The organism is Allobosea massiliensis, assembly GCF_042655245.1.
In the GTDB taxonomy this organism is placed as follows: domain Bacteria; phylum Pseudomonadota; class Alphaproteobacteria; order Rhizobiales; family Beijerinckiaceae; genus Allobosea; species Allobosea massiliensis.
In genome coordinates, this window is record NZ_JBHSLU010000004.1 from 127,373 (window position 1) to 148,144 (window position 20,772).

Annotated in this window: 22 protein-coding genes; 12 read left to right on the top strand and 10 right to left on the bottom strand. The window is 68.1% G+C overall.

Annotated features, from left to right (window positions below):
- Window position 1 precedes the first annotated feature (1 nt).
- From ACFPN9_RS01645 to ACFPN9_RS01660, 4 genes are all read right to left on the bottom strand, one after another.
- On the bottom strand, window positions 2–862 hold the full coding sequence (locus ACFPN9_RS01645; protein WP_066720340.1) for a TIGR01459 family HAD-type hydrolase: 861 nt from the start codon (window positions 860–862) through the stop codon (window positions 2–4).
- Entirely contained in the window at window positions 862–1,806 is a 945-nt protein-coding gene (locus ACFPN9_RS01650) for a sugar kinase (RefSeq protein ID WP_066720338.1), read from the bottom strand. The genes ACFPN9_RS01645 and ACFPN9_RS01650 overlap by 1 nt, the downstream gene beginning before the upstream one ends.
- Before the next feature lie 102 nt (window positions 1,807–1,908).
- Window positions 1,909–3,168, bottom strand: coding sequence for a coiled-coil domain-containing protein (locus ACFPN9_RS01655; RefSeq protein ID WP_156446525.1), 1,260 nt, complete (start codon window positions 3,166–3,168; stop codon window positions 1,909–1,911).
- 99 nt (window positions 3,169–3,267) lie between these two features.
- The gene (locus ACFPN9_RS01660; protein WP_066720333.1) at window positions 3,268–3,876 is read right to left on the bottom strand and encodes a DUF1134 domain-containing protein; all 609 of its coding nucleotides are present in this window, start codon (window positions 3,874–3,876) and stop codon (window positions 3,268–3,270) included.
- 265 nt (window positions 3,877–4,141) lie between these two features.
- On the opposite strand from ACFPN9_RS01660, the gene ACFPN9_RS01665 reads away from it, so the two are divergent.
- A complete protein-coding gene (locus tag ACFPN9_RS01665) occupies window positions 4,142–4,705 on the top strand; it encodes a YHS domain-containing (seleno)protein (protein WP_156446524.1) in 564 nt (187 codons plus the stop codon).
- 16 nt (window positions 4,706–4,721) lie between these two features.
- Here ACFPN9_RS01665 and ACFPN9_RS01670 read toward each other — a convergent pair whose 3' ends face one another.
- Window positions 4,722–5,576: a 3'(2'),5'-bisphosphate nucleotidase CysQ family protein gene (locus ACFPN9_RS01670; RefSeq protein ID WP_245289497.1), complete on the bottom strand. Its 855-nt coding sequence runs from the start codon at window positions 5,574–5,576 to the stop codon at window positions 4,722–4,724.
- Between the two features lie 134 nt (window positions 5,577–5,710).
- Here ACFPN9_RS01670 and chpT point away from each other — a divergent pair, with 134 nt between their 5' ends.
- The 6 genes from chpT to ACFPN9_RS01700 all read left to right on the top strand — a co-directional run bounded on the left by chpT (window position 5,711) and on the right by ACFPN9_RS01700 (window position 12,074).
- Window positions 5,711–6,352, top strand: coding sequence for a histidine phosphotransferase ChpT (gene chpT / locus ACFPN9_RS01675; protein ID WP_066720324.1), 642 nt, complete (start codon window positions 5,711–5,713; stop codon window positions 6,350–6,352).
- A 101-nt stretch (window positions 6,353–6,453) separates the two neighbouring features.
- A complete protein-coding gene (locus tag ACFPN9_RS01680; protein WP_066720320.1) occupies window positions 6,454–9,081 on the top strand; it encodes a hybrid sensor histidine kinase/response regulator in 2,628 nt (875 codons plus the stop codon).
- A 59-nt stretch (window positions 9,082–9,140) separates the two neighbouring features.
- Window positions 9,141–9,605 (top strand): chemotaxis protein CheW, encoded by a 465-nt coding sequence (locus tag ACFPN9_RS01685; protein ID WP_066720385.1) that lies wholly within the window; start codon window positions 9,141–9,143, stop codon window positions 9,603–9,605.
- A gap of 30 nt (window positions 9,606–9,635) precedes the next feature.
- Window positions 9,636–10,001 carry a response regulator gene (locus ACFPN9_RS01690; protein WP_066613758.1) on the top strand — a complete coding sequence of 122 codons (366 nt, stop codon included), beginning with the start codon at window positions 9,636–9,638 and terminating at the stop codon, window positions 9,999–10,001.
- 76 nt (window positions 10,002–10,077) lie between these two features.
- Window positions 10,078–11,193, top strand: a complete 1,116-nt coding sequence (gene cheB / locus ACFPN9_RS01695; protein WP_066720318.1) for a chemotaxis-specific protein-glutamate methyltransferase CheB — start codon at window positions 10,078–10,080, stop codon at window positions 11,191–11,193.
- The gene (locus ACFPN9_RS01700; RefSeq protein ID WP_066720315.1) at window positions 11,190–12,074 is read left to right on the top strand and encodes a CheR family methyltransferase; all 885 of its coding nucleotides are present in this window, start codon (window positions 11,190–11,192) and stop codon (window positions 12,072–12,074) included. The genes cheB and ACFPN9_RS01700 overlap by 4 nt, the downstream gene beginning before the upstream one ends.
- Window positions 12,075–12,226: 152 nt before the next feature.
- Here ACFPN9_RS01700 and ctrA read toward each other — a convergent pair whose 3' ends face one another.
- A complete protein-coding gene (gene ctrA, locus ACFPN9_RS01705; RefSeq protein ID WP_066720312.1) occupies window positions 12,227–12,928 on the bottom strand; it encodes a response regulator transcription factor CtrA in 702 nt (233 codons plus the stop codon).
- 409 nt (window positions 12,929–13,337) lie between these two features.
- Complete coding sequence (locus ACFPN9_RS01710) at window positions 13,338–13,559, bottom strand: hypothetical protein (RefSeq protein WP_066720309.1); 222 nt, start codon at window positions 13,557–13,559, stop codon at window positions 13,338–13,340.
- A 171-nt stretch (window positions 13,560–13,730) separates the two neighbouring features.
- Between ACFPN9_RS01710 and fliI the strand changes: the two genes are divergently transcribed.
- Window positions 13,731–15,071, top strand: coding sequence for a flagellar protein export ATPase FliI (gene fliI / locus ACFPN9_RS01715; protein WP_066720306.1), 1,341 nt, complete (start codon window positions 13,731–13,733; stop codon window positions 15,069–15,071).
- Here the strand turns inward: fliI and ACFPN9_RS01720 are convergent.
- Window positions 15,058–16,284, bottom strand: coding sequence for an MFS transporter (locus tag ACFPN9_RS01720; protein WP_066720303.1), 1,227 nt, complete (start codon window positions 16,282–16,284; stop codon window positions 15,058–15,060). The genes fliI and ACFPN9_RS01720 overlap by 14 nt on opposite strands.
- Before the next feature lie 243 nt (window positions 16,285–16,527).
- Here ACFPN9_RS01720 and fliJ point away from each other — a divergent pair, with 243 nt between their 5' ends.
- Window positions 16,528–16,932 carry a flagellar export protein FliJ gene (fliJ, locus tag ACFPN9_RS01725; RefSeq protein ID WP_066720298.1) on the top strand — a complete coding sequence of 135 codons (405 nt, stop codon included), beginning with the start codon at window positions 16,528–16,530 and terminating at the stop codon, window positions 16,930–16,932.
- A gap of 123 nt (window positions 16,933–17,055) precedes the next feature.
- On the opposite strand, the gene ACFPN9_RS01730 is transcribed toward fliJ, so the two are convergent.
- Window positions 17,056–17,742 carry a hypothetical protein gene (locus tag ACFPN9_RS01730; protein ID WP_156450008.1) on the bottom strand — a complete coding sequence of 229 codons (687 nt, stop codon included), beginning with the start codon at window positions 17,740–17,742 and terminating at the stop codon, window positions 17,056–17,058.
- Window positions 17,743–17,978: 236 nt separating this feature from the next.
- Window positions 17,979–18,593, bottom strand: coding sequence for a GNAT family N-acetyltransferase (locus ACFPN9_RS01735; RefSeq protein WP_377815066.1), 615 nt, complete (start codon window positions 18,591–18,593; stop codon window positions 17,979–17,981).
- Window positions 18,594–18,688: 95 nt separating this feature from the next.
- Here ACFPN9_RS01735 and ACFPN9_RS01740 point away from each other — a divergent pair, with 95 nt between their 5' ends.
- From ACFPN9_RS01740 to ACFPN9_RS01750, 3 genes are all read left to right on the top strand, one after another.
- Window positions 18,689–19,090 (top strand): hypothetical protein, encoded by a 402-nt coding sequence (locus ACFPN9_RS01740; protein WP_066734328.1) that lies wholly within the window; start codon window positions 18,689–18,691, stop codon window positions 19,088–19,090.
- Between the two features lie 85 nt (window positions 19,091–19,175).
- On the top strand, window positions 19,176–19,568 hold the full coding sequence (gene copM, locus ACFPN9_RS01745) for a CopM family metallochaperone (RefSeq protein WP_066734323.1): 393 nt from the start codon (window positions 19,176–19,178) through the stop codon (window positions 19,566–19,568).
- Window positions 19,569–19,699: 131 nt separating this feature from the next.
- Window positions 19,700–20,737, top strand: coding sequence for a lysylphosphatidylglycerol synthase transmembrane domain-containing protein (locus ACFPN9_RS01750; RefSeq protein WP_066734320.1), 1,038 nt, complete (start codon window positions 19,700–19,702; stop codon window positions 20,735–20,737).
- Window positions 20,738–20,772 lie beyond the last annotated feature (35 nt).

A 20,772-nucleotide genomic window follows, 5' to 3' on the forward strand; every position in this document is an offset into this window, starting at 1 on the left:
CCTACCCCAGCGCCGCCATCGCCGCGATCGGCTTGACCGGGCTCCCCGCCAGCACGGCCGCGAGCCCCGCCGGATCGAGCGCCCCGTCGCGCATGGTCTCGTCGCGGTGGATGCCGCCGGCGATGAAGAGGCTGTCGAAGCCCATCAGCCGCGCGCCGGCGAGATCGGTGCGCACCGCATCGCCGATCACCAGCACCTTCGCGGGATCGACCGGATGGCCGCCGCGGGCCGAGCGGGCCGCTTCCAGGGCGAGGTCATAAGCCGGGCGATAAGGCTTGCCGGCATAGGCGACGTTGCCGCCGAGTTCCTCGTAGATCAGCGCGAGCGAGCCGGCGCAGGGCAAAAGGTCGTGCCCGACATGGACGACGAGATCGGGATTGCCGCAGATGAAGGGCACCCCCCGCGCCGCGAAGCGCTCCAGCAGGGGGCGGTACTGCTCCGGCTGCTCGGTGCGATAGTCGTTGAGCTCGGTGGCGACGACGAGATCGGCCTCGTCCTCGGAGACCAGTTCGACATCGGCGCGGTCGAAGACGGTGCGGTCGCTCTGCCAGCCGATATGGAAGATCTTGCGGTGGTGGCTCTCGGCGACGAGCGAGCGCGTCACGTCGCCGGAGGTAATCAGCCGGTCCCAGGCGCTGCGCGGCACGCGCTTCTTGTCCAGCAGCTCGGCCACCTGCTCGGAGGGGCTCGGCGCGTTGGAGAGCAGCACCACGGCCCCGCCCTGCTCGCGATAGCGCGTCAGCGCCGCGCAGGCCGGCGGCAGCGCCCAGAGCCCGTCATGCACCACGCCCCAGACATCGCTAATCAGCACGTCGTAGCGGGCGAGCAGCGCGCCCGCCTCGTTCAGAACCGGAACGGCCATCAGTTTGCTTTCTTCGCCTCGAGAGCCATCCGTGCCTCGACATCGTCACGGCGCGGCAGGGGCGCCACCGCGCTGAAGCCCTGCGTCGACAGGGCCGCGGCGACATTGGCGTAGGCTCCGGCGGCAAAGGCGTCGCCGGTGCGGATGTATTCGGCGAGGAAGGCCCCGTCATAGCAGTCGCCGGCGCCGGTGGCGTCGATGGCGTCCACCTTGATCGGCACCAGCCGCTCGCGGCGCTCCGGCGTCGCGACCAGCGAGCCCTCATGGCCGAGCGTCAAAGCGACGATCTTCGCGCCGAGCCGCAGATAGAAATCGGCAATGGCGTCGGCATCGCTCAGACCGGTGAGCTGGGTGGCGTCGTCATAGCCCGGCAGCACGATGTCGGCCATGCCGCAGGCGGCGTTGATGATCGCCTTGGCGCGGGTCAGCGGCCAGAGCTTGAGGCGCAGATTGGTGTCATAGGCGGTGGTCACGCCGGCCTCGCGCGCGATCGCAAAGGCCTCGAACACCGCGTCGCAGGCGGAGGCCGAGATCGCCTGGCTGATGCCGGACGCCTGCACGATACGGGCCGAGGCGATCAGGTCCCGCGGCACGTCGCGCGGCCCCATCAGGCTCGCGGCCGAGCCGGCGCGCAGATAGGAGAAGACATGGCCGGACGGGCCGTGATCGACGAAATAGAGCCCGGTCGGCGCGCTTTGATGCGTCGTGACATGGGTATCGTCGACGCCCTCGCGGCGCCAGAGATCGCGGATCGAGCGGCCCGCCATGTCGTCGCCGAGCGCGCCGAGATAGGCCGTCTTCGCACCCTGCCGCGCCGCGGCGATGGCGCAGTTCGAGGTGTCGCCGCCATGGCCGAACTGGAAGGCGCCGCTCTCGGCACGGGTGGCGTTGAACTCGCCCAGCGGCTCGCCGATGCAGAGGAGATCGTAGCGGATGTCAGTCACGGGCGAGGACCATGTCGGCGGGGCTCTGGACGCTGGAGCGCGGGCGCGCCTTCCTAGAGCATGATCGCGGCCGGGGGAACGGCGATTGCGTGGGAAAGCGCGTTACTCCGCCGCCTCGCGCTGCGGCGGCAGGTTCATCAGGCGCTCGGCGACGGCCATGATCTCGCGCCGCAGCGCCGCATTGGCTTCCGGATCGGGGGCTGCTGCTGTCCGACCAGCCTTGCGCGCATCGGCCGCCTCGCGCTGCAGCCTGGCGCGTTCCTCCCGCGACTGCTCCAGCATTCCCTGCAGCGTCTGCAGCTCGGCATGGAGCGTTTCGAGCCGCCCGTCGCGCTCTCCGAGGTCGCGCCGCAGGGCAGCGATGTCCTCGGCGTCGCGTGAAGCCTTCGCCTCCTGCTCGGCCTTCGTCTGCGCCATCTCCCGCTCGATCCCCTGCCTAGCCTCGTGCTCCATCGCATGGGCGGCGATCTCCGCGGCCAGCTGGCTCTCGAGGCGTGCCGCCTCGACGCCGGCGGCCACCGCGCGCGCATCCGCCGCCGCGAGACCCGCCTCCGCCTGCTCGACACGCGCGGCCAACGCATCGGCCCGCAGCCGCTCGCCGTCACGATCCTCGGTCATCGCCGCCAGCGCCGCCTGGCTCGCGGCGTGATCGCGCTCCTTCGCCGCCAGACGGTCGGCGAGGTCAGATGACTTGCCTTCGAGGACAAGAATCTTCGTCCTGTCCTCGACCTGAGCCACCCGAATCTGATCGTAATCCTGCCGCAGCTGCGCCAGCTCACCCTCGCGCTCGGCGAGCAGCGCCTGGGTCCGGCCCAGCGTCTCGCGTTCTCCGGCGAGTTCGGCGACCCTTGCCGCGAGGTCGGCGCCCGTGCCGGTCAAGGAGCTTCGCGTCTCGGCCAGATCACGTTCGAGGCTGGCGAGATCGGCCAGGCGCTGGTCGAGCGTCGCGCGGGTTTCGCCGAGCGCGACAGTTTCGGCCGCGAGGGCCGCCCGGGTCTGCGCCAGATCCGCGCGCGTGGCCTCGAGATCCGTCTCGAGCGCGGCGATCCGCCCGTCGCGCTCGCGAACCACCCCTTCGAGCTCGCCGATCCGCATATCGCGTCGGCCAAGCTCCTGCATCGCTGCGGCCTTCGCCGCGAAGGCACGCTCGGTCTCCTGCTCGGCGCTCCGGGCCTTTAGCGCGAGCTCCGCGCGCAGATGATCGCGGTCGGCCGCGATCTCGCCGAGCGACAGCGGGAAGGCTGCCTCCGCCCGCTTGCGGGCCAGGCGATCGGCCCGGCGGTTCAGCGCCGGCACGATCGACAGGGCGATCAGGCTGGCGCAGAGAAAGCCGAGCGCGACGAGCATGGCAGCTTCGATCAAGGCGAGCGGCTCCACATCCGGGGGATCGTCAGACTAAGGCAAGGCGTCGCAAACCGGAAATCGGTTGTCTCCCATCCGTCGCGCGCCCGCGCCGGTCGCTCAGAACGGGTTCCAGGTCGCCTGCGGCGTGAACTTCAGATAGCCGAGATTGACGCCCAGACGCCAGCCGACGCCGGTGCGGATGGGCACCACCGTGACGCCCTCCGCCGCCAGCGCCGTGAAGCCGAAGCCGCCGATGAAATAGGCCGAGCCATCGACGCCGACGAAACGCTGATAGAGCGCCTCGACCGCGGGCAGCCCATAGACCAGCATCATGGTGCGGGCACCCTCGCCACCGAAGTCGAAGCCGACCGAGGGCCCCTGCCAGAACACCTTGCGGTCTCCGGCATTGCGCGTGAACAGCGTGCCTTCACCATAGCGCAGACCGCCGACAAAGGCGCCGGACGCCTCCTGGCCGAGCACATAGCCGTTGGGCTCGCCCCATCGCCGGACCGCCTCCTCGACCGTCAGGGCGAGCCCGCGGGAGACGTTGCCGAAGAACTGGTGCCCCGAGGTGACGAGTTCGTTCTGGGAAAAGGAGCGGCTCTGGCCATAGGATTGCTGGGCCAGCGCCGGGCCGGCGAGCGGCGCCAGCGGGCCGGCCGGCACGAGCCCGGCGCCGGCGAGCACGAGCCCACCCTTGATCAGGCTGCGACGTGTCGTGGTCATGGGGTGCGATCTCCGGGTGTCGGCTTCCCCGCCCGGTCGGCGGGGACGGCCTTGGTCACGGGTCTCCGACCGCCTGAACGGCCGTGCGGATCAGACCTCTGCGGACCTTGCGTCTTCAACGGAAAAGAAACCGTCTCGCACGATCCGGCGCAATCCGAACCAGTTCGGTAACCACTCTGATACCCCCCAAAGCGTATCCAACCCGTGAAGACGCCAGCCAGGGGGCACGTCCACCGGCAGCGATGGAGATCAGGATTTGCCGGTGATGAAGGCTGGAACAAGGCGGGGCCGCGGCGCCCCGTCGACGATCCTCGCGCCGCGAACGGCGTTGGCGCGTGCCATGGCGGCGTTTGCGCTGGTGGCGCTGACGGCTCTGCCGGCTGAAGCGAGCGCGGCTTCGGGCCGGCTTCCTGCGGGTCTGCCGGACCTGCCCGTCCTGAATGACGGCGTGCTGCACGATGTTCGCTCCGGCCTCGCCCTACGCGGCTACGATCCGATCGCCTACCGCCTGGAGGGACATGCGGTCGCCGGCGACCGCGCCTACGAGATCGTCCATGACGGGGCGGTCTGGCGCTTCGTCTCGGCGGCCAACCGCGATGCCTTCCGCGACGCCCCCGAAATCTATGCGCCCGCCTTCTCCGGCTATGATGCGGCAGCGGTGGCGGACGGCCGCGCCGTCGAGATTGACCCGCGCGAATTCGCCATTGTCGGCTCGCGTCTGTTTCTCTTCCGGACGGCGGAGAACCGCCAGCGCTTCCTCGCCGATGCGCAGCTGAGAAACCGGGCGGACGGCCGCTGGAGCAGCGTGGCGCAAAGCCTCGTCCGCTGAGACACCGCGTCTGCCGTCAGACGGCCGCCAGCGCGCGACGCGCCAGAGCCTCGCTGGAGGCCGCGACGAAGGGCGGATTGCGGAACCCGCGCGCGACCAGGCCATAGCGCGGCAGATTGCCGTCGAGCCCCAGCACCACACCGCCCGCCGCTGTCAGGATCGCGTCGCCGGCAGCGATATCCCACTCCATGGTCTGGCCGCCGCGCACATGCAGATCGGCCTCGCCCGAAGCGATCATCCCGAACTTCACGGCCGAGGACATCGGCAATGTCGCGGCGGAGCCGAGCGCACGGGCGACGCCGTCGCTCATCGCGTCGCCATGGAAACGGCTCACCAGCGTCGTCGGGCCCGACGGCGGCAGCGGCCGCACCGCGATGGCTTGCGCACCATCCTGCGGCGTCCCATCGGCTGACATGGCCTGCACGAAGGCGCTCTCCCCCGCGAACCAGACCCGGCCGCCGGCAGGCGCGGCGATCGCACCGGCCACCGGTCGGTCGCCACGCACCAGAGCGATCGCGACGCAGTAGCTGTCTCCGCCGGCAAGGAACTCGCGCGTGCCGTCCAGCGGATCGAGCAGGATGAACAGGGGCGCCGGCGCGACCTCACCCACGCTCTCCTCGCTGATGACCGGAATGTCTGGCAGCAGCCGTGCCAGCGCTGCCTTGGCTGTGTGGTCGGCGGCCAGATCGGCCGAGCAGACGGGCGAGCCGTCGGGCTTGATCTTCACGTCGCGGGCCGCCCGCATCGCCAGAAGCACAGCTCCGCTCAGCCGTGCCGCCTCGGCGAGCCGGCGGGCCACCTCGTCGAGATCCGTCAGGCGCGGATCGTCGCGATTGGGCTCCATTCGATCGGAAGACGCGGGCGCCGTCACGCGCGCCGCCGTTCTGGCCGACGGATCTGGATACCGGGACTTAACCACATGAAAACCAAGATACCACCATATCTCATCGAACGGCGAGCCGTTTGCCCGCTGCGACCGGCAGCATTGACCCCAGGACACACCCCATGACCGCCATCTCGCTCGAGCCGCTCGATCTGGCCGCGCTTCTCTGCAGCCGTGTCTGCCATGACGTGATCAGCCCGGTGGGTGCCATTGTCAACGCGCTGGAGGTTCTGGAGGAAGACGACCCCTCGATGCGCGACTTCGCGCTCGAGCTGATAAAGAAGAGTGCTCGCAACGCTTCCTCGCGCCTGCAGTTCGCGCGCCTCGCCTTCGGTGCCGCCGGCTCGGCCGGCGCCATGATCGATCTCGGCGATGCGGGCAATGTCGCCAACGGATTCCTCAACGACGAGAAGCTCTCGCTCGACTGGGAGGCTCCCCGCGCCCTGCTGCCGAAGAACCAGGTCAAGCTCCTGCTCAACCTGCTGATCATCGCGACTCAGGCGGTCCCGCGCGGCGGCAAGCTGGTGTCGCGTGCGACGGTCGAGGGCGAGCAGGGCAGCTTCACGATCACCGCCAGCGGCTCGCATGCCCGCATTCCGGCCCATGTCGAGGAGCTGATCGCCGGCCGTTCCGAGACGGGCACGATCGATGCGCATGCCGTTCAGCCGCTCTACACCGGCATGGTCGCCAAGGCCGCCGGCATGTCGATCGCCTTCGGCATCGAGGGCGACACCGTGACCATTACCGCGACCAAGGCGGAATAAAGCGCGATCGGGCGCGCTTTCGGCTCGATCTCAACCGATCATCAACCCTTCTGATGCTTAGCTGTTGTCGTGTGTTGTCGCGTTGAGTGGTGGTCCCCTGCATGGACGACTTGCTGCAAGAGTTCCTGACCGAGACGGGCGAGAATCTCGACACCGTCGATCGGGAACTCGTGCGTTTCGAGCAGGAGCCGAATAATCGCGAGATTCTCGCGAACATTTTCCGCCTCGTGCACACGGTCAAGGGCACCTGCGGTTTCATCGGGCTGCCGCGCCTGGAGGCGCTGACCCATGCCGCGGAAACGCTGATCGGGCAGTTCCGCGACGGTGCCAATGTCAGCGCGATCGCGGTCACGGCGGTGCTCGAGACGATCGACCGCGTCAAGGACATCCTCTCCGAACTGGCCGAGAAGGGCGAGGAGCCGGCGGGCTCCGACGAGAACCTCATCAGGGAACTCGGCATTCTCGCAGACCATGCCCGCGGCCAGTTGCGGCAGGCCGAAGCGGCCGTTCCCTCCGGCACCGACCCGGTTGCCGCCTATCTGGCACGCCATGCGCAGCCGGAAAACGTCCCTCCGACTGAGGATGGGCTCGACCTCGTCTTTCGCGCCGCGCCCGAGCCGCAGCGCGGGCCCGACGGGCGCATCGAGACGCTGGCCACCTCCGCGAACGAGGAAACCGGCGCCCGCGAGAGCCGTTCACCGGGCCCGGCCACGCTGCGCGTGAATGTCGACACCATCGAACACCTGATGACGATGGTGTCCGAGCTGGTGCTGACGCGCAATCAGTTGCTCGAGATCGCCCGCAAGCAGGACGACAACGGGCTGAAAGGCCCGCTCCAGCGCCTCTCGCTGATCACTGCCGAGTTGCAGGACGGCGTCATGAAGACGCGAATGCAGCCGATCGGCAACGCGTGGTCGAAGCTGCCGCGGATCGTGCGCGACCTCGGCGCCGAACTGGGCAAGCGGATCGAACTCATCACCGAAGGCGCCGACACCGAACTCGACCGGCAGATCCTCGATCTGATCAAGGACCCGCTGATCCACATGGTCCGAAACTGCGCCGATCACGCGATCGAGCAGCCGGCCGAGCGGCGCGCCCTCGGCAAGCCCGACCATGGCACCATCCGCCTCGCCGCCTATCACGAGGGTGGCTCGGTCACCATCGCCGTCGCGGATGACGGGCGCGGTCTCGACATCGAGCGCATCCGCCGCAAGGCGATCCGGCAAGGGCTTGCGAGCGAGGCCGAGATCGAGCGGATGAGCGACGCCCAGGTCAGCCGCTTCATTTTCCATCCGGGTTTTTCGACCGCCGACAGCATCACGGCGATCTCGGGCCGCGGCGTCGGCATGGATGTGGTCAAGGTCAATGTGGACGCGATCGGCGGCCTGATCGACATCGTCAGCAAGCCCGGCCAAGGCACCACGATCACGATCAAGATTCCGCTCACGCTGGCGATCGTCGCCGCCCTGATCGTCGTGGCGGGTGAACAGCGCTTCGCCATCCCGCAGATCGTCGTGCGCGAGCTGGTGCGGGTGAAATCCGGCGCGGATCACCGCATCGAGGACATCAACGGCGCCCCGATCCTGCGGCTGCGCGGCCGGCTGCTACCAGTCATCGCGCTCTCGGCGCTGATGGGAACCGCAGAGCCGAGCTTCGACGACGGCTTCATCGTCGTCACCCAGATTGGCGAGCGCCAGTTCGGCATCCTCGTCGACGGCGTCTTCCATACCGAGGAAATCGTCGTCAAGCCAATGTCGAGCAAGCTGCGGCATATCCCGCTCTTCTCGGGCAACACCATTCTCGGCGACGGCGCGGTTGTGCTCATCGTCGACCCCAATGGCGTCGCCGGCCTGGTCGGCGGCACTGCTGCCGGGGAGGCCTTCCATGTGGACGCGCCATCCACCGCCGCTCCCGTCGTCGACAAGACCACGATGCTCGTCTTCCGCACCGGGGCCGAAGGCCTGCGTGCCGTCCCGCTCTCGCTGGTCACCCGGCTTGAGGAGGTCGATGCCGCGCTGTTCGAGCATGGCAGCGGCCGAACCCTGCTGCACTACCGCAACCGCCTGATTCCAGTCGTCCCGGTGGCGGAGACCCGACTGCGGCAGGAGGGTCTTCAGCCCCTGGTGATCATTTCCGATGCCGACATGACCGTCGCGCTCGCCGTCGATGCCATCGTCGACATCGTCGACGAGGTGCTAGACATCGAGATGGCCGCCATCCAGGATCGCGGTATCGTCGGCTCGGCCATGATCCGCGGCCGCGCGACCGACATCATCGATCTCGCCCATTATCTGCCGATGAACGAGCGCGGCTGGCGGCCATCGGGCGTGGGCTCCGCGGAGCGCGCGGCCGGGGCCGACATTCTGCTCGTCGAGCCCTCGCGCTTCCTGCGCGACATGCTGACGCCGGTTCTCAAGGCGTCCGGCCATCATGTCGTCTTCGCCTCCGACTTTACGGCCGCCCGTCAGGAGCTGGCGAGTGAGGCGATCGCCATGGTGCTGATCGATCTCGACGGTAACATCGACGGTGCCTTCGCCTTCGCTGCCTCGCTGCGCGACACCGCCGCTGGCAATCGACTGCGCCTGATCGGCATGACCACTCTGGTGACTCCCGATCTTCACATGCGGGCGGGTCAGGCCCGCCTCGACGAGGTCATCGCCAAATTCGACCGCCGGGCCCTGCTCGGCGAGCTGGCGGACCGGCGGCCCGGTCTGAGGGAGGCGGCATGATCCCCGGCCGGAACGAAACCCCGGAACGCGAGGACGCGCGCAACCCGGCGGAGCCGTCGGTGACGGCCTTTGACTCGCTCGACTATGTGACGGTGCGCATCGGCGACCAGCTCCTCGGGCTGCCGATCGGGCGCGTCCATGACGTCTTCATCACCAACCGCATCACGGTGGTGCCGCGCGCACCCAAGGAAATCATCGGTCTCCTCAATCTGCGCGGGCGCATCGTCACCGCCGTCTGCCTCCGGCGGCGGCTGGGGCGCCCGGTCACCTTCAGGCAAGATCGCGAGGGCAAACAGGAACTCGTCGCGGTCGGAATCGACCACGAGGGCGAGGCCTACGCCCTCATCGTCGATGCCGTGGGAGAGGTGATGCGCTTGGACCAGTCGACCTTCGAGCCCGTTCCCGTGCATCTCGACCGGGGCTGGGCCGCGCTGGCCACCGGCGTTCACCGCCTCGAAGACCGGCTTCTCGTCGTTCTCGACGTCGATGCCATCCTCGCAATCGAGCTGGACGCGGCGGCCTGAAGCGCCACCGCACCGATTTGGAGACCCGCCATGAAATACTGTCTCGTCGTTGACGACTCCGCGGTGATCCGCAAGGTCGCGCGGCGCATCCTCGAAGGCCTGCAGTTCCGCATCGCGGAAGCCGAGGACGGCGCCCGTGCCATCGACGCCTGCAAGGGCGAGATGCCCGATGCCGTGCTGCTCGACTGGAACATGCCGATCATGGACGGCTACGACTTCCTGCGCACACTGCGCCAGATGCCGGGCGGGCGCCGCCCGAAGGTCGTCTTCTGCACGACCGAGAACGACATCGCCCATATCGCGCGGGCGATGCATGCCGGGGCCGACGAATACATCATGAAGCCGTTCGACAAGGAGATCGTCGCCTCCAAATTCCACCAGGTCGGACTGCTTTGAGCCATTCGCGACAGCCTGAGAAGATGATGGCCGCCGCCCCGCGCCGGGGTGACGCGACGCATCCGGAGGCTGTCGGATGAACAAGCTGTCCCCCATGGGCCTGCAGCCGCCCGGCCGCCACAAGACGGTGGTAATCGCCGACGACTCGGTCGTCGTGCGCGGGCTGTTCGCACGCTGGCTCGGGGAAAGCGGCCAGTTTCACCTCGTCGCCGTGGCGGGCGACGGCGAGACGGCGGTGGCACATGCCGGGCGCTTCAAGCCCGACGTCATGGTGCTCGATCTCGATATGCCGGGCGTCGACGGCGCGACCGCCCTGCCGCAGATTCTCAAGGAAAGCCCGCATACCGGTGTGCTGCTCGCCACGACACTGAATGAGCGCAACACGCGCATCGCGCTGGAATGCATGACCAAGGGCGCGATGGACGTCGTCTCGAAGCCTGACAGTCGCAGCGGCCTGACTCTCTCCCTCGACTTCCGCAGCGAGTTCCTGCTGAAACTCGGCAATGTCGCGCAGGCGAGGTTGCGCCCCGGAGCCCTGCCCTTCGAGCACGAGGTCGACTTCGCGCCGGCCGCGCCGACGAGCCTGCGCCAATTCGTCTCCACCGTCCCGCGCTACCTCGTCATCGGCGCCTCCACCGGCGGCCCGCGCGCCGTGGCGCGGGTACTCTTCGACATCGGCGACGCCCTGCATGACCTGACGACGGTCGTGGTTCAGCACATGCCGCCCGTCTTCACGGCCTCCTTCGCCGAGCAGATCGCGAGCTATATCGGCATCCCGGCGCGCGAGCCCTTCGACGGCGAACGCCTTGTCCGCGGCACGATCTATATCGCGCCGGGCGGCCGCCATCTCGGCATCGACCGGCGCCTCGGCCACATCACCGCCGCGATCGGCGACGGCCCACCGGTCCGCTTCTGCCGGCCGGCGGTGGATGTGCTCTTCAACGATGCCGCACGCCATCTCGGCTCGGCCGCTCTGGGGCTCGTGCTGACAGGCATGGGCTCGGACGGCACGGAGGGCGCCGGGGCGCTGCGCCGTGCGGGCGCCGCCGTCATCGCACAGGACGAGCAGAGCAGCACGATCTGGGGCATGCCCGGCTCCGTCGTTCGAGCCCAGCAGGCCTCCGCCGTGATCCCGCTCGACGATATCGGCCCCGCCATCCGTAGCCTCGTGAAGACGGGGCAGCCCTTATGACGGAAGCCGATTTCGCCTTCCTGCGGCAGCTCTTGCTTCTCCGCTCCGGCCTCGCACTGAGCCCGGACAAGCGCTATCTGGCCGAAAGCCGTCTCGGCATCCTCTGCCGCCGACGCGGCATCGAGGGTCTCGCGCAGCTCATCCAGGCCCTGCGCTTCGGGGCGGACCCCACGCTCGAGCATGCCGTCGTCGAGGCGATGACGACCAACGAGACCCTGTTCTTCCGCGATCACACGCCCTTCGAGCTGTTCCGCGACGTGATCCTGCCCGAGCGGCTCGAGGCGAATGCGGGCCACCGCTCCCTGCGCATCTGGTGCGCTGCCGTCTCCACCGGCCAGGAGGCCTATTCGATCGCCATGATCCTGGACGAGATGGCGCCGCGCCTCGCGGGCTGGAAAATCCAGATCGTGGGCACCGACATCTCCGGCGAGGTGCTGGACCGGGCCCGCAAGGGGCTCTACAGCCAGTTCGAGATCCAGCGCGGCCTGCCGATCCAAATGCTGCTGAAGCACTTCTACCAGGAAGGCGACAAATGGCGGATTTCGGAGAAGCTGCGCGGCATGGTCGAGCTCCGCCAGCATAATCTGCTCGAGCCGAGCGGCCATCTCGGCCAGTTCGATGTCATTTTCTGTCGCAACGTGCTGATCTATTTCGACGTCCCGACCAAGGCCAGAGTCCTGGACGGCCTGGCGCCTCGCTTGCTGCCGCAGGGCGCACTGCTGCTCGGCGCGGCCGAAACAGTGATCGGGATCTCGACATCGATCGTGCCGGACCGCCAGCACCGTGGCGTCTATCGCGGCCAGCATTCGGTCCATGCCCAGCCGGCAGGTCTCGGCCTCCCGCTGGAACCCATCCGCGCCGCAGTCGGCCTGCGCCACTGAGGGCGTCGCGGGCCCCGCGATAGCCGCCCTTTCTTGACACCGACAAACAAAAACCCCGCCTTCCGGCGGGGTCCCCGTCAGCCTGTCGTGTACATCCGACGACCAGGCTGGGTCTAACATGGAGGCGTTTCGTGACCGCCTTGTGACGGCGGTCAGGCCGGAATGCGTTCCTCGTTCTCGGAGGGCTCGCGCAGCACATAGCCGCGGCCCCAGACCGTCTCGATGTAGTTCTTGCCGTCCGAAGCGTTGGCGAGCTTCTTGCGGAGCTTGCAGATGAAGACGTCGATGATCTTCAGCTCGGGCTCGTCCATGCCGCCATAAAGGTGGTTCAGGAACATTTCCTTGGTCAGCGTCGTGCCCTTGCGGAGCGAGAGCAGCTCCAGCATCTGGTATTCCTTGCCGGTCAGGTGGACGCGGGCGGAATCCACCTCGACGGTCTTGGTGTCGAGGTTGACGACGAGATCGCCCGTCGTGATCACCGACTGGGCGTGGCCCTTCGAACGGCGGACGATGGCGTGGATGCGAGCGACCAGCTCGTCCTTGTGGAACGGCTTGGTCAGGTAGTCGTCGGCGCCGAAGCCGAGGCCCTTCACCTTGTCCTCGATGCCGGCGAGGCCGGAGAGGATCAGGATCGGTGTCTTGACCTTCGCGACGCGCAGGCTGCGGAGAACCTCGTAGCCGGACATGTCGGGCAGGTTCAGGTCGAGGAGGATGATGTCGTAATCGTAGAGCTTGCCGAGATCGACGCCCTCTTCGCCGAGATCCGTCGTATAGACGTTGAAGCTCTCGGATTTGAGCATCAGCTCGATCGACTGGGCGGTCGCGCTATCGTCCTCGATGAGCAGAACCCGCATGTCCACGTCCCCAATTTCGCCCGCAGGCAAGCTGACCGCTCTTCTCGTCCGAACCCCCACGGCTCAGGACGACGACGTACTTGCCCGTTGAAACGCCACGCGACACGCTACGAGGAAATGGTTAACAAACCGTGATTCCCGTGCGCAAGCGCTTCCTGGGAGAACGCCGCCGATCCTTGTCGAGGTGAGTCGAATTTGACACGGATCGTGACGCTGTTCGCCCGCGAAAGTCGCTTTCGCGGAGACCGTGCCGCACGTCGGGCCGGAAAGGCTCACTCGGCGTGACGCGGTCTCGAAACACAGTGTTAATCGGCCGGCTTAATGAAGGGTAAACGCATCCCGTCGCTTGCAAGGTTTCGCACAGGCCTGGCGCGGTTTCATGGCGGGCGAGGAGAGCAAGACGCCGCTGTCAGGACCGGCTTTGGTAATAAAGTCCCGTGAGGTAGCCGGAGCCCAGCGCCAGCAGATGGCCGCCCAGGACAAAGAAGCCGAAGATGTCGACCTCGCCCAACAGCACCCAGGAAGCGAACAGCAGCAGGATCGCGAGCATCAGCAGCAGCGCGCGATAGGTCCCGTCGGGAAAGAGCCCGGCACAGGCCCCGAGTGTGAACAAGGCGAGCGCGAGGATCATCGGCCGGTCCGGTGTGAGACCCGCCCGGCCTAGGAGCCCGCCCCTTTCCACGTGGTTGTGTTTCCACAGACAATCCGATTCAAATCCTCCTCATCGGATGCGCCGCATCCGACCGTCACCGGACGGCGCAGCGGTTGCCGCCAGTCCGGCGAGAGATTAACCGGGACGCGCATGAACAGCCCCGCCCATGGACAGGATCGGCTCTCCGGGCTCGCCGCCGCGATCGCGGCGCTCGATCCCGTCATCGTCTATGGTCGCGTCAACGCCGTGCGCGGACTGCTGGTCGAGGTGGCGGGGCCGATCGGGGCGATGAGCCTCGGCGGGCGCGTCGGCATCGAGATCGCGCCCGGCAGCCGCGTGCCCTGTGAGGTCATCGGCTTCTCGGGCGACCGCGCCTTGGTCATGCCCTTCGGCGGGCTCGACGGGGTGCGCCGCGGCTGCCCGGTCTATATCGACAAGGCGGCGCCGGGCCTCAAGCCCACGCCGGCCTGGCTCGGCCGCGTCGTCGATGCGCTCGGGCGCCCGGTCGATGGCGGGCCGCCTCTGCCGCAGGGCGAGGAACTCTACACCTTCCGCAACGACCCGCCGCCGGCGCATTCGCGACGACGTGTCGGCCGACCGCTCGATCTCGGCGTGCGCGCGCTCAACGCCTTCCTGACCTGCTGCCTCGGCCAGCGCATGGGCATCTTCGCCGGCTCCGGCGTCGGCAAATCGGTGCTGCTGTCGATGCTCGCGCGCTATGCCCGCGCCGACGTCAACGTCATCGGCCTCGTCGGCGAGCGCGGCCGCGAGGTGCAGGAGTTCCTGCAGGACGATCTCGGCCCCGAAGGCCTCGCGCGCTCGGTCGTCGTCGTCGCGACCTCCGACGAGCCGGCCCTCATGCGCAAGCAGGCCGCGCTGACGACCCTGACCCTCTCGGAGTATTTCCGCGACCAGGGCCGGCAGGTCATGTGCCTGATGGATTCGGTCACGCGCTTCGCCATGGCGATGCGCGAGATCGGGCTCGCCGCCGGCGAACCACCGACCACGAAGGGATATACGCCGACCGTCTTCGCCGAACTGCCGCGCCTGCTCGAGCGCGCCGGCCCAGGCGTCGGCGACGGCGCCATCACCGGGCTCTTCACCGTCCTCGTCGATGGCGGCGACCATGACGAGCCGGTGGCCGACGCCGTGCGCGGCATCCTCGACGGGCATATCGTGATGGAGCGCTCCATCGCCGAGCGCGGCCGCTTCCCGGCGATCAACATCCTGAAATCCGTCTCGCGCACCATGCCGCGCTCCTGCGACCCGGCCTTCTATCCGGTCGTGCAGAAGGCCCGCGCCACACTCGCGACCTATGCGGACATGGAGGAGCTGATCCGCCTCGGCGCCTATCGCCAGGGCGCCTCGGCCGAGGTCGACGAGGCGATCCGGCTGAACCCCGCGCTCGAGGGCTTTCTCAAGCAGGCCAAGGACGACGCGACGCCGCTGCCCGAATGCTATGCGAGGCTCGCCGCGATCATGAACGGCTGAGGCCGCGGCCGCCCGCGAGCAGCCGGAACAGCAGCAGCATCGCCACGACGCCGAGCGCCTGGATCGCGGCAGCGGCGACCAGCGCCTTGTCGCGCCCGAGATGCTCGATCATCGCGGCGAAGAGCAGCGGCGCCGCCGCGAAGGCGAGATTCTGCGGCACCGTCAGCCTTCCCATCAGCGTGCCATAGGCCTGGCGGCCGAACAGCGCGAGCGGCAGCGTCGCCCGGGCCACCGAGATCACGCCCATCGCGGCGCTGAAGCAGAGCACGAAGCCGCTCGCGACCAGCGACGTACCTGGCAGCAGCACCAGCATCAGGCAGGCGAGCGGGCCGAGCACCAACCCTGCAAACGCCGTGCGCTCCACCGGCAGCCGCTCGCCCAGCACGGCGTCGACGAGCCGCGCCAGCAGCGTCGCCGGCCCACTCAGCGCCGCGATGGCGACAGCCTCGGTCGCGCCGATCCCCGCATTGCGCAAGAGATCGATCAGATGCAGCGGCAGGCCCCAGGAGACGAGCCCGCTGGCGGAGAAGATCGCCGCGACGAGCCAGAAGGCCGTGCGCCGATCAGGCGGCGCGACGCGCGCCTCGTCCGCGCGGGCCGCGTTGGCCGCCGGCGCCGCGGCCTCGGCCGCACCCTGCCGATAGCGGGGAACAGTGGCATAGATCGGCAGCACGATCAGGATCTGCAGCGTCGCGAAGACCAGCCAGGTCGTCCGCCAGCCGAAGCTGGCGGAGAGGGCGGCGGTGAGCGGCCAGAACACGGTCGAGGACAGGCCCGTCGCCAGCATCATCAGCCCGATCACCCGCCGCGCCCGCGGGCCGACCAGATGCGCGATGGTGACGCCGCCGACATTGGCCAGCGAGAAGGCATGGCCGATGCCGATCACGACCCAGCTCGCGAGATAGCTGACGAGCCCTTGCGCGAAACCGAGCAGGGCGAGTCCGAGCGCGCAGAACAGCGCGCCGAGGCACATCGCGCCGCGGGTTCCGGCCCGGTCGAGATGGCGGCCGATCGCCGGCGCCAGCGCCGCCCCCGTCAGGAGCAGCAGCGTGATGCCGCCGAAGACGGTGGTGACGTCGAGGGCGAGATCGCGCTCGATGTCGCGCGCCACCACCGAAAGCGCATAGAAGGTCGTGCCCCAGCCGATGATGCGGGTGACGACGAGGCCGCCGATCAGCAGGCTATGCTCGGGAAGGCGCGGAAGGGCGGGCAAGGCGGGCGATCCCGGGGGCAGAGGCGGGCGCGGGGAGCGCCCCGGAGACCCCGCTACTATCCCCTGCCGCCGCCCTGCGTCAGCAGCGGGCGCGCACGCTGGCCATGCAGCGAATGCGAGGCTTTCCGGTAAGGAACGGTCAACCTCCTTGCGCCATTGTGCTTTTTGTCTCGCGGCAGGAGTTCCGGGCGGGCGCCGAGGGGTCGGCGCGCGCCCCATGCGTGATCAGGAGTTGGAAACGACATGAAGTCGCGAGACACATTGCTGCGTCTCAAGCGCTTCCAGGTGGACGAAAAGCGCCGCCGGGTAAGCCAGATCGAGATGATGATCGCGGATTTCCACCGCATGGCGAGCGATCTGGATCGCGAGATCCAGAGCGAGGAAGCCCGGGCCGGCATCTCCGACCCCGCCCATTTCGCCTACCCGACCTATGCCAAGGCGGCGCTGGGCCGCCGCGACAATCTCCGCCAGTCCGCCGACAATCTGAAGGGCCAGCTCGAGGAGGCCAAGGCCGAACTCCAGGAGGCCTTCGAGGACATGAAGAAGGTCGAGATCCTCGACGACCGCGAAAAGGCGACCGAGCGCGCCGCCGAAGCCGCCCGCGACCAGGCGATGATGGACTCGATCGGCCTGCGCCCGAGGGCGTGAGCGGCGGTTGAGGGTGTGAATTTGAAAGGCCCGCCGGGACGTCCGGCGGGCCTTTATTGTTGGGCTTAAGGGGTGGCGCGCGTCACGAAACCAAGGCAACCACGGGTCGAAAGCGGCCCCTGATCAATCGATTGGGCGTGCCATGCGTCTATCCGGAGGCGTCAGCAGCCATTCCACAAGGCGCTGCACGCGCCGATCCTGCTCGCGCTCATTTTGTTCGCCGACTTCGAGGCGGTTCCACCGATAGCGGATGCCCAACCCATCAGCGACGCGGCGGCTGACCCCGCAGCCGAGATACGCATAGGTGCCGCGTTCAAAGCGCATTGTGCTTGGTTCGCGGTCGCACGAAATACGTCCTACACCTTCGCGGGTCGGATCGACGTGTGATGGCAAAGGCCACCACCCGTCTGGAAACGCCTCGGTCAAGGACTGGTTGAGCGGCTCGGCATGGTTTATGTTAATCTCTAGAAGACTGAATCTGAAATCAGGCCAGAGATCGGTATTCCAGAACACGCGGCCTTCGTTCCAAGCCCGAGTCGCTCTGTTGCTTTGAACCATAGATGTTGTTCGATAAATTACATCGCTTCGCGGGTTCCGATTGTCATATGTTGGCTGTGCGCCACCCATCTCAATCCAGCCGGCCCAATGCGCCGGAAAATACAGCATTCGCCCGTTAATCTCGACCTTGATTGTTAGCGCAGACTCATTGGCGCTAGCATCGAATGCGGAGAAACTCGCGGCCATTGCCAAAGCTGCCGGCAGGGCGACGCAAACCAATCTACTCTTCCGCAAGTACGCTGAAAGCATCATTGACTGATCCCGTCTCATCGACGCCGCATGCGACGCATTAAACCGCATCGTTGCACAGCCCAAGACCATCACACTTCAGGATGGGCAAATGGGCCCATATTGGGCTGGATTGAGTGCCATTATCATCGCTACTAGGCCCCCACTCCGCCACCCGCAGCGATGGCGCTGGTCAACAGTGAATGGTGAATGCCGGCTACGGGTCGAAAGCTGGCCCATCGCCATTTCCCCGCCGCCCCCTACCCGATCACCGGGTGATGCGGCGCGCAATCCGGCCGCATCTGCCCCTTGAGCCGCGGGTCGTCATCGACCTCGACGCCGCGCTTGAACACCGTAAACCCCGAGCGCTGGTAGAATTCCGGCGCGGAGGGGTGGTCGAGCGTGCAGGTGTGGACCCAGAAGCGCCCGATCGGCTTGGCCCAGGCCAGCGCCAGCGCCCGGTTCATCAGCCAACGACCGGCGCCTTTGCCCACCACCGCCTCGTCGAGGCCGAAGAAGGCGAGCTCCGCCTCGCCCGCCACCCGGAAATCCAGTTCGAGCAGGCCGTGATCGGCGCCCTCGCGGCGGACCATGTAGGTCTCGACATTCGCGTCGCCGAGGATGGCCGCGACCTCGCCGCGGGGCTTGACCAGCCGGCTGAACCACATCCAGCTCTCGCCCAGCCGCCGGTACATGGCGAGATAGCGGTCCAGTTCGTCCGCGCCGATCCGCTCCAGCGCAAACCCTTCCAGCCCCGGCGGATCGGGCCGCTCGGGCGGGCGCGCGAACATCTCCAGCGAGGTGACGATGGCGGCGATCTTGCCGGGCGGCAGGTCGGTGGTGCCGGTGAGGCTGATGGTCAGGGTCTGGGTCATGTCGGCCTGATCGGTGAATCGGCATTCGGCGGCCAACCGGATTCGGCTGGCGCCCTGCCCCGATCATGACATGATCGGGGCGGAGACATCACCTCATGGCGAAGCGGCATCAGCGGGCAGGGACAGGCGGGCGCGGCCTCGCGCTGGCGCGGCTCGTGGTCGCGCTCGCGATTATGCTGCTCGCCGTGCTGCCTCATGCGACGCTGGCCGCGGGCCATGCCGCCCCGGCGGCTTTCCACACCGAGCCACACCCAGCTGCCGCGGGGCCGACGCCCTGCCATGAGGAGGCCGGCCATCACGACACCGCGCCGGCCGCGCCCGGCCACGCCATGCCCTCCTGCTGCATTCTCGGCTGCGGGCTCCTGGCCCAGGCCCCTGCCCTGCCCGGCGCCAGCGATCCGGCCGGCTGGCGCAGCCTTGCCCCCGTGACGGTGGCCGCGAAGCCCGAGCGCACGCCCGAGCCGGCCGAGCGCCCGCCGCGGCGCAGGCCGGCCTGAACCCTTCCACCCTTTTTCGTTTGCAGGGAGCCGCGCGCCGGGCCTGCGGGCCGCCGCGGCCTCCCGTCTTCATCGAGGACCACTCATGACCGTTTCCGTTTCCACCCGCCTCGCCCTCGGGCTCGTCGCTGCGCTCGCGCTCGGCGGCACGGCGCTGGCCCAGCAGCATCAGGGCCACGGCTCCCATGGCGGCCACGGCGCGCCCGCCGCGAAGGCGGGCGACAGCGCAGCGACCACCGCCTACAAGGCCGCCAATGCGAAGATGCACAAGGACATGGACATCGCCTTCACCGGCGATGCCGACGCCGATTTCGTGCGCGGCATGATCCCGCATCACCAGGGCGCCATCGACATGGCCAGGGTCATGCTCGCCCATGGCAAGGACCCGGCGCTGAAGAAGCTCGCGACCAGCATCATCGCCGATCAGGAGAAAGAGATCGCGATGATGCGCGACTGGCTCAAGGCCAACGGCAAATAGCCATCGACGACCCGGCAGGCGGCGGCGACGCCGCTTGCCCTTCCTCCGCCTCGCTGGCACAGAGGCTGCACGCACGGCTCCCCGCTGCGCCGTTTGCGCCGATCTCCACGCCCTCGCAGCCCGCGGGTCCCATGAAGCGATATCTGGATTACCTCTGGCCGATCATCGGGCTCGTCGCGGTCGTCTGGTCCGTCGATCTGCTCTGGGACAAGCTCAAGGCCGAGGCCGGGACGGATGCCGCCATCGAGGCGCTGCTCGCCCAGGGCAGTTTCTGGGACAATCTGCGCATCGTCGCCAGCCGCATCGGCCAGAAGATCGCGGTGATCCCGACCGACGCCTTCTTCCACGCTGCGCTCGCGACCCTCGTCGCCTATGCGGCCCTCGCCTGGTACGACCGCATCGCCCTGCTCCATCTCGGCAAGGAGAAGGGCATCTCCTGGCTCTACATCTCGGTCTGCTCCTTCGTCACCTACGCCCTCTCCCACAACATCGGCGCCTCTGTGTTCTCCGGCGGCATGGTGCGCTTCCGCGCCTATACGGCCAAGGGGCTGACCGCGGGCGAGGTCGCGGTGCTGGTCGCGCTCTGCTCCTTCACCTTCGCCTTCGGGACGATCCTGCTGATGGGCCTCGTCCTGCTCTACGAGCCCGAGATCCTGCGCCCGCTCGGCCGGCTCTCCTCCTGGTTCGCGATCGGCGACAATGGCGCGCGGCTGATCGGCGTCGCCATGCTCGGCTTCGTCGCGCTTTACACGATCGGCTCTTGGCTGAAATTCCGGCCGCTGCGCCTCGGCAAGCTCGAGATCATCTATCCGCGCCTGCCGATCGTCTTCCGGCAATATCTCGCCGCCCCGCTCGAACTCGCCGGCGCTGCCGGCATCATCTATTTCGCGTTGCCGGAGCAGGGCAATCCGGGCTTCATGATCGTGCTCGGCGCCTTCCTGCTCTCCTTCTCGGCCGGGCTGCTCAGCCAGGTCCCGGGCGGAGTCGGCGTGATGGAGGCGGTGTTTCTGGCGGTGATGCCCGGCATGCCGGCGCCGGCCGTCTTCGCCGCGCTGCTGATCTGGCGGATGTTCTATCTCATCATCCCGCTGGTCGTGTCGCTGCCGGTGGTGCTGGCCTTCGAGCGGGCCCAGCTCCGGCGAAACACCCGCATCGCCCCACCGCCCTAGCACCGCCCCTAAAGTCGGGACCCGGTTTTCGGAGC